The sequence below is a fragment of the Vibrio sinaloensis DSM 21326 genome, assembly GCF_000189275.1.
GTDB classification, from domain to species: Bacteria; Pseudomonadota; Gammaproteobacteria; order Enterobacterales; family Vibrionaceae; genus Vibrio; species Vibrio sinaloensis.
Map to the genome: position 1 here is coordinate 1 of NZ_AEVT01000017.1, position 8,144 is coordinate 8,144.

Below are 8,144 nucleotides of genomic sequence, written 5' to 3' on the forward strand. Positions count from 1 at the left end.
GTTTTAGTGTGCTTTCTCTCGATCTAGCTTGCCTTTAATGTAACCAAGTAATTGATATTAAATGAAATGGCTTGGGTTCTATCTAATTGTTATAAACTTGCTCTTTTTCAAATGTGCTACAGACTTTTGGTTTGTGTACCAACGATTTTTGTAAGAATATTCTGCTATTTTCAATGCAAATTCTAAAAATTAATTTGAGTACAAACTAAAATTAGGGCATTTTATATTTAACTAACCGTTCAATTAAAAATAACAAAGGAACAAGTTATGCCTAAGGTGGGGATGCCTGAGATTAGGAAACCACAACTTGTGCAGGCGACAATGTCGGTCATCGATAGGGTGGGTTTGCACGCGGCAAGCATTTCGTTGATCAGCAAAGAAGCGGGCGTTTCAACTGGGATCATCAACCACTACTTCGGTGGAAAGCATGGGCTACTTGAAGAGACCATGCGCGAGATCTTACGCCAGCTGTCAGCTACGATCACATCTCGCCTTAGGTCAATTCCCAAGCACGAACATCTTCAGCGAATCAACGCCATTATTGACGGTAACTTTGTTGGCTTCCAAGCCGAAAATAAAGTAGCCAAAACCTGGTTGGCTTTCTGGTCTTACTCGATGCATGACCCTCAGCTAAAACGACTGCAATCAGTCAACGAAAAGCGCCTTCTCTCACATTTAAAGCTCGAGTTAAAAGGGGTTTTGGATGCTGAACAAGCCGATTTAGTCGCCTTTGGCATCGCGTCGCTGATTGACGGTATTTGGTTGCGTGGCACTTTGAATCCAGCTGGCATTGATGCGATTAAAGCACGCGAGATCATCAATGATTATCTCGATAAGCAACTCACTTTTTACTCCAAAAATAACAACTAAGTCAGATCTTCACATGGAAATGAAATCCCTTTTTATCGATGGTAAGCCTGTTGATGCAACATCAGGCGAGACTTTTACAACCTTAAACCCCGCGACGGGTGAGCCTATCGCCGAGATTGGTCAAGCGAGCCAACAAGATGTAGACAGCGCGATTGATTCGGCAAAACGCGGCTTTGAGGTTTGGTCGAAGATGACGGCTATTGAGCGTAGCCGAATTTTGATGAACGCTGTGGCATTGTTGCGTGAGCGTAACGATGAACTGGCTGCACTCGAGGTGTTAGATACAGGTAAGCCGCTACAAGAAGCTGTCGAAGTCGATGTTGCTTCGGGTGCTGATGTGATTGAGTACTTTGCAGGACTGGCTCCTGCATTACAAGGTGAACAGCAGCCGCTCAGTGAAACGCAGTTTTTCTATACTCGCCGAGAGCCTTTAGGCATCTGTGCTGGAATCGGCGCTTGGAACTATCCGATTCAAATCGCGATGTGGAAGTCTGCACCTGCGCTTGCTGCTGGTAACGTTATGGTGTTCAAACCTTCAGAGGAAACGCCGCTTACCGCACTGAAGCTGGCGGAAATCTTTACTCAAGCGGGTATGCCAGATGGGGTGTTCAACGTGGTGCAAGGTGATCATCGTGTCGGCCAAATGTTAACTGCGCATCCAGAGATTGCGAAAGTATCTTTCACAGGTGAGTCCGGTACCGGTAAGAAAGTGATGGCCGATAGTGCCAGCTCCCTCAAGCAGGTCACCATGGAGCTTGGTGGTAAATCACCGATGATCATATTTGATGATGCCAAACTCGATGACGCAGTGTCAGCCGCAATGGTGGCGAATTTCTATACTCAGGGCGAAGTGTGCACCAACGGCACACGAGTTTTCGTGCACGAGTCGATTTACCCTGAATTTATTGCTCAACTGAAAGTTCGAACCGAGAAGCTGATCGTGGGTGACCCTATGGATATGCAAACTCAGGTTGGTGCTCTTATCTCAAAATCGCACATGGAAAAAGTCCTCGCGGCAATCGAGAGTGCGAAACGCAGTGGTGCAGAGCTTGTAACTGGTGGATATCAGATGATGGACAACGGTTTAGAGAAAGGCAATTTTGTTGCTCCAACCATTTTCACTCATTGCGATGATGGCATGGATCACGTGCAGCAGGAAATTTTTGGCCCTGTTATGTCTGTCATGACGTTCAGTGATGAGCAAGAGGTCATTCGCCGTGCCAATGACACGGAGTATGGATTAGCGGCGGGCGTGTTTACCCAAAATCTTGCTCGTGCTCATCGAGTGATTCATCAGATACAAGCCGGTATCTGCTGGGTTAACACCTGGGGCGACTCACCTGCGGAAATGCCGGTTGGTGGTTACAAGCTGTCGGGTATTGGTCGCGAAAATGGCCCAGAGACACTGCATCACTACACTCAAACCAAGAGTGTACTTATCGAGCTTGGTGATTACGCCAGCCCTTACGCGTAACAGAGAGTAAGGAATGGCGATGAAACAAGAGTTCGATTACATCATTGTTGGCGCGGGTTCGGCGGGCTGTGTGCTGGCCGATCGCTTAAGTGCCAGCGGTCAGCATCAAGTATTGTTGCTGGAAGCGGGCGGCACCGACAAAAGTATCTTTATCCAAATGCCTACCGCGCTTTCTTACCCGATGAACAGCGAGCGTTACGCTTGGCAGTTTGAGTCTCAGTCTGAAGCAGGGTTGGATGGCCGCAAGTTGCACTGTCCTCGTGGAAAGGTGCTTGGAGGTAGTTCGTCGATTAATGGCATGGTCTACGTACGAGGGCATGCATGTGATTTTGATGAATGGGAACAGCACGGGGCTAAAGGTTGGAATTATGCCGCTTGCTTACCTTACTTCCGCCGTGCGGAATCTTGGTCAGCGGGAGAAGATGAATATCGAGGTGGCTCCGGCCCTGTAGGCACCTGCAATGGCAACGATATGCAGCTAAATCCGTTGTACCAAGCGTTTATCGATGCTGGTAAAGAGGCGGGTTACCCTGAAACTCAGGACTATAACGGCTACCAACAAGAAGGCTTTGGTCCGATGCACATGACGGTTGATAAAGGCGTGCGTGCATCAACCTCAAATGCGTATTTACGCCGAGCGCTTAAGCGACCGAATCTGACTCTGATTAAAGGTGTGGTCGCGCGTAAAATATTGCTCGAAGGTAAGCGTGCCGTTGGCATTGAGTACCAAAAAGCGGGCAATGTTGTTCAATGCAAAGCAAGCAAAGAAGTGATTTCTAGTGCGGGCTCGATAGGTTCGCCGCAGCTACTTCAGCTCTCAGGTATCGGCCCTAAAGCGGTGCTTGATAAGGCGAACGTAGATCTCAATCACGAACTTCCGGGCGTTGGCCAAAATCTCCAAGATCATCTTGAGGTCTATTTTCAGTATCACTGCAGTCAACCCATCACCCTTAATAGTAAGCTGGGTTTGGTGAGTAAAGGGATGATAGGCGCAGAGTGGATTTTGACCCGCAAAGGACTGGGAGCGACCAATCATTTTGAGTCTTGCGCCTTTATTCGTTCGCGTAAAGGGCTTAAGTGGCCAAACATCCAATACCACTTCTTACCTGCGGCAATGCGTTACGACGGTCAAGCGGCGTTTGATGGGCATGGCTTTCAAGTTCACGTTGGACCAAATAAGCCAGAAAGCCGAGGGCAGGTCGCTATAACGTCTGCGGATCCACTCAGCAAGCCACATATCGAGTTTAACTATATTTCGACTGAGCAAGACAAACAGGATTGGCGTGACTGCATCCGCCTAACGCGCGAGATATTAATGCAACCCGCAATGGATGCTTACCGTGGTGAAGAAATTCAACCGGGTAAAGAGGTGATCAGCGACGATGCCATTGATGCTTGGGTTAAGCAAAATGTGGAAAGTGCATATCACCCATCATGCAGCTGTAAAATGGGGGCAGACGATGACCCATTGGCGGTGCTTGACGAGCAATGTCGTGTTCGTGGTATCGAAGCGCTTAGGGTCGTGGATTCTTCGATTTTCCCAACCATTCCCAATGGCAACCTGAATGCCCCGACCATCATGGTAGCCGAGCGCGCGGCCGACATGATCTTGCAGCAGCCATTGTTGGATGAACAACCATCGCCAGTGTGGATTGCTCCAGATTGGCAACAAAAACAACGTTCACACTCTCCACAGAGAGAGTTGGATTAAACAGTCAGTAATCATTACAAGGAATTTACTATGTCTATGACGACGAAAACCCTATCCACGCTTGCTCTAAGTACGCTCGCGTTTAACGCCTATGCAAACCAATGTGAAACCGTACGTTTTGCTGATGTTGGTTGGACCGATATTACCGCAACAACCGCGGTCACGACTGAACTGCTCAAAGGCCTCGGCTATCAAACCAAAACGGATCTGCTTTCCGTGCCAGTGACGTATTCATCAATGGCTAACGGTGATATCGATATCTTCCTCGGCAACTGGATGCCAACCATGGAGGGAGATATCGCTAAATACCGTGAAGCAGGCAGCGTCGAAACGGTTCGAGCTAATTTGGAAGGCGCCAAGTACACCTTGGCCGTACCTAAATACGTTTACGATGCTGGGGTTAAGAGCTTTGCTGATCTCGCTAAGCATGCCGACAAATTCCGCGATCGTATTTACGGTATTGAACCGGGCAATGATGGCAACCGCTTAATTCAATCCATGATTGATGACAACGCCTTCGGCCTCAAAGATTTTAGCCTTGTTGAATCCAGTGAGGCGGGCATGGTGTCGCAAGTTAGTCGCGCTGTTCGTCGTAACCAATGGATTGTTTACCTAGGCTGGGCTCCACACCCAATGAACAGCAATGTAGAAATGGAGTATCTAGCGGGTGGTGATGACTTTTTTGGCCCGAACTATGGTGGCGCTAACGTCTACACAAACGTGCGTCAAAACTACCTCAGTGAATGCCAAAACGTCGGCCAGTTACTCAAAAACCTTGAGTTTAGCTTAGAGATGGAAAACCAGTTGATGGAATCAATCTTGAACCAAAATGTTAAGCCAGAAAAAGCGGCTCAGCAGTGGCTCAAGGCGAACCCTCAGCAGGTAGAGCTTTGGCTAGAAGGGGTGAAAACTCTGCAAGGCGAAAGCGCGACCAAAGCGGTGACAAGTTACATCAATTCAAAAGTCTAATCGATAGGGCACGGGTAGGCCTTGTCGTCTACCCGTTATAAAACAAATAACACAAAGGTTGTATTGTGAATTTTATTACCGACAACAAGATCCCTCTTGGGCAATGGATGGAAACCGGCGTCGACTGGCTAACTGATAACGCCGCTGGTCTATTTGATGCCATTTCCATCTTTCTGGAAACCATCATTCTTTTTGTTGTGGACATTTTTAAGTGGATGCCTCCTGCCATGCCGATCGTCATGACGGCTGCGATAGCTTGGTATCTGCACCGTAGTATCCCGCTGGTACTATTTGTGGTTGCTGCTTTACTGACGATTCTTAATCTCGGGTATTGGCAAGAAATGCTAGAAACCTTTGTTTTGGTGTTTGCCGCGACAACGATTTCTGTATTAATTGGTGTACCCGTCGGTATCATGGCGGCGCATCGTCCATGGCTTTATACGCTGCTGCGACCAATACTCGATTTAATGCAAACTGTTCCGACGTTCGTTTACTTAATTCCAACCTTGGTCTTGTTTGGCTTAGGAATCGTACCTGGGCTTATCTCAACCATTATTTTCGCCATCGCTGCGCCAATCCGTTTGACCTATTTAGGCATTACCAAAGTGCCTGAAGAATTAGTGGAAGCAGGTAAAGCGTTTGGTGCAACTCGTATGAAACTGCTGTTTAAAGTTGAGCTGCCTGCAGCGATGCCATCCATTATGGCTGGTGTCACTCAGTGCATCATGCTTTCTCTTTCTATGGTGGTGATTGCCGCGCTAGTGGGGGCAGATGGCCTAGGCAAGCCGGTTGTACGAGCGCTGAACACGGTCAACATTTCACAAGGTTTCGAAGCGGGTTTAGCGATTGTATTAGTCGCGATCATTTTAGACCGTTTGTGTAAATCACCAAACCAGAAGGAAGCCTAGTGATGGATGCGATTACGATAACGAATCTTGATGTGGTCTTTGGTGATAAACCAGAGCACGCGTTAGCTCTGTTAGATGAAGGTAAGTCTCGCCAAGAAATCATCGATCAAACGGCACAAGTCGTGGGGGTCGATAACGTTTCGATGACAGTCAAGGAAGGTGAGATCTGTGTGCTGATGGGGCTGTCCGGGTCAGGTAAGTCAAGTCTGCTACGCGCGGTCAATGGTCTGAATACCATTTCTCGAGGTTCATTGACGATTAAAGATGGTGGACAGCAGGTCGATTTAGCGAGTTGTGATGAAGAGACCTTGCGTCACCTACGCACTCATCGCGTTTCGATGGTGTTTCAGAAGTTCGCACTCATGCCTTGGTTAACTGTTTTGGATAATGTGGCGTTTGGTTTAGAGCTGCAAGGCATCGGCAAATCGGAGCGCAGAGCCAAAGCTCGTGAGCAGCTTGAGATGGTTGATCTATTGGAATGGCAAGACAAGTATCCGCATGAGCTATCAGGCGGTATGCAGCAACGTGTTGGTTTAGCGCGTGCATTTGCAATGGACACGGATATTTTGCTAATGGATGAGCCTTTTTCGGCACTTGACCCTTTGATTCGTGCTCAACTGCAAGATGAGTTATTGCTGCTGCAGGAAAAACTCAATAAGACCATCTTGTTTGTTAGTCATGATCTCGATGAAGCGCTAAAAATTGGCAACAACATTGCGATCATGGAATCGGGACGCTTAATTCAGCATGCTCAACCTGAGTCGATCATATTAACTCCGGAAAATGACTATGTGCGTGACTTTGTTGCTCATACTAACCCATTGAACGTGTTAAAAGGTCGCTCTTTAATGCAGCCTGTCAGTGAGTTAAAGCGCCAAGAGTCGCAGTGGCAAATTTGCGAGGCACAGCCTATTTGGGTTGAACAGGCAAATCGACAATTGAATCTTATTAAAGGCTCAGCAGAATTGAATCTGATGTATTGGGATAGCCACACCAGTCGAATCGAGGACGTTGATGAGTCTTGCGTTGTGGTTGCTAGCCCGGATATTGGAATGCGAGAGGCGATTGAACTCAAGCAACGCAGTGGTCAGCCGATCTTATTGGTCGAAGAGGGGAGCTTAGTCGGAGTGCTTAACGACAGTGAGTTCTATGATGCGCTACTAGGTAACTATAACAGTAGCCAAGCGGCCTGATGGCCAAGCTAGAATAAAAAAGGCGACGCTCTTGAGCGTCGCCTTTTAGTTTGTTGCTCGATTAGATATCGCGATTTTCAGCAAACTTCTCTAATCCAAGTACCAGTGCAATCGCACATACCATCATTACGATCGCCAGTCCTAATTGAGCCGGTTGCGAAGTGATTGACTCAAAATCAAATGGCGACAGGTTCTGTTGTAGCAACGGCACTTCTTCACCTTTTGAGTTAGTTCGCCACGTGAGTGTCTCTTTCCAAGGCCAGATCTTAGGCAGTGTCCCCACCATCAAGCCTGTCAGGAAAATCAGCGTTAAATCGCGAAAACGCTTCAGTAGCCATGAAAGTACATGTGAGAAGCTAAGTAAGCCTAGAACACAGCCAGTCATAAATAGACCAATGATGGTAATGTCGAAAGACTTCACTGCACCAAGGACCGGAGCGTACATCCCGATAAGCAGCAAGATAAAACTGCCTGAAATACCTGGCAGGATCATTGCGCAGATCGCGATAGCACCTGCAATGATGACATTGATGCTCGTTGGGTCCATTTGCAAAGGTTGCAAGACCGTAATGCTATAAGCGAACGCAACTCCGAGTGCGAAAAATACAAATCGGCTGGCTGAACGTTGTTCGATCTGCTTAAAGATGTGAAACACTGACACCAAGATCAAACCAAAGAAGAATGACCAAAGTGGGACTGGGTGTGTCACTAACAACCATGAGATCAGTTTTGCCAGAGTAGCAATGCTGGTGAGTACGCCACCAAACAGCGCGATTAGGAAAAAGCCATTGATGTGATCAAAAGCGGCTTTGAAGCCATCGCGTTTCCAAATGCCAAGCACTTTTGGGTTAATACGACGAATACTCTCGAGTAATGTGTCGTAGATGCCTGTGATGAACGCAATCGTACCACCTGAAACGCCAGGTACTACATCAGCAGCGCCCATCGCCATACCTTTTAGAAATGTCGAAAAATAGTTCATGCTACTCAGTTAGTAAATTTGGGTGGACGAAGTATAT

The 8,144-nt window shown here is 47.5% G+C and carries 7 protein-coding genes; 6 read left to right on the forward strand and 1 reads right to left on the reverse strand.

What is annotated here, in order from left to right:
- Positions 1-267: 267 nt before the first annotated feature.
- The 6 genes from betI to choV all read left to right on the forward strand — a co-directional run bounded on the left by betI (position 268) and on the right by choV (position 7,125).
- Positions 268-870, forward strand: a complete 603-nt coding sequence (betI, locus tag RH45_RS03325) for a transcriptional regulator BetI (protein WP_008073870.1) — start codon at positions 268-270, stop codon at positions 868-870.
- A 13-nt stretch (positions 871-883) separates the two neighbouring features.
- Positions 884-2,344 carry a betaine-aldehyde dehydrogenase gene (betB, locus tag RH45_RS03330; protein WP_008073872.1) on the forward strand — a complete coding sequence of 487 codons (1,461 nt, stop codon included), beginning with the start codon at positions 884-886 and terminating at the stop codon, positions 2,342-2,344.
- 19 nt (positions 2,345-2,363) lie between these two features.
- Positions 2,364-4,055: a choline dehydrogenase gene (gene betA, locus RH45_RS03335; protein WP_008073876.1), complete on the forward strand. Its 1,692-nt coding sequence runs from the start codon at positions 2,364-2,366 to the stop codon at positions 4,053-4,055.
- 30 nt (positions 4,056-4,085) lie between these two features.
- A complete protein-coding gene (locus RH45_RS03340; protein WP_008073877.1) occupies positions 4,086-5,024 on the forward strand; it encodes a choline ABC transporter substrate-binding protein in 939 nt (312 codons plus the stop codon).
- 65 nt (positions 5,025-5,089) lie between these two features.
- Positions 5,090-5,932, forward strand: coding sequence for a choline ABC transporter permease subunit (choW, locus tag RH45_RS03345; protein WP_008073878.1), 843 nt, complete (start codon positions 5,090-5,092; stop codon positions 5,930-5,932).
- A gap of 2 nt (positions 5,933-5,934) precedes the next feature.
- Entirely contained in the window at positions 5,935-7,125 is a 1,191-nt protein-coding gene (choV, locus tag RH45_RS03350; RefSeq protein ID WP_008073879.1) for a choline ABC transporter ATP-binding protein, read from the forward strand.
- Between the two features lie 61 nt (positions 7,126-7,186).
- On the opposite strand, the gene RH45_RS03355 is transcribed toward choV, so the two are convergent.
- Positions 7,187-8,107: a polyprenyl-phosphate transporter gene (locus RH45_RS03355; RefSeq protein WP_008073880.1), complete on the reverse strand. Its 921-nt coding sequence runs from the start codon at positions 8,105-8,107 to the stop codon at positions 7,187-7,189.
- Between the last annotated feature and the right edge of the window lie 37 nt (positions 8,108-8,144).

Bases quoted from the DNA above. Each gene is read 5' to 3' on its own strand.
- betI (WP_008073870.1), top strand. From the start codon at position 268: ATGCCTAAGGTGGGGATGCCTGAGATTAGGAAACCACAACTTGTGCAG.
- betB (WP_008073872.1), top strand. From the start codon at position 884: ATGGAAATGAAATCCCTTTTTATCGATGGTAAGCCTGTTGATGCAACA.
- betA (WP_008073876.1), top strand. From the start codon at position 2,364: ATGAAACAAGAGTTCGATTACATCATTGTTGGCGCGGGTTCGGCGGGC.
- RH45_RS03340 (WP_008073877.1), top strand. From the start codon at position 4,086: ATGTCTATGACGACGAAAACCCTATCCACGCTTGCTCTAAGTACGCTC.
- choV (WP_008073879.1), top strand. From the start codon at position 5,935: ATGGATGCGATTACGATAACGAATCTTGATGTGGTCTTTGGTGATAAA.
- RH45_RS03355 (WP_008073880.1), bottom strand. From the start codon at position 8,107: ATGAACTATTTTTCGACATTTCTAAAAGGTATGGCGATGGGCGCTGCT.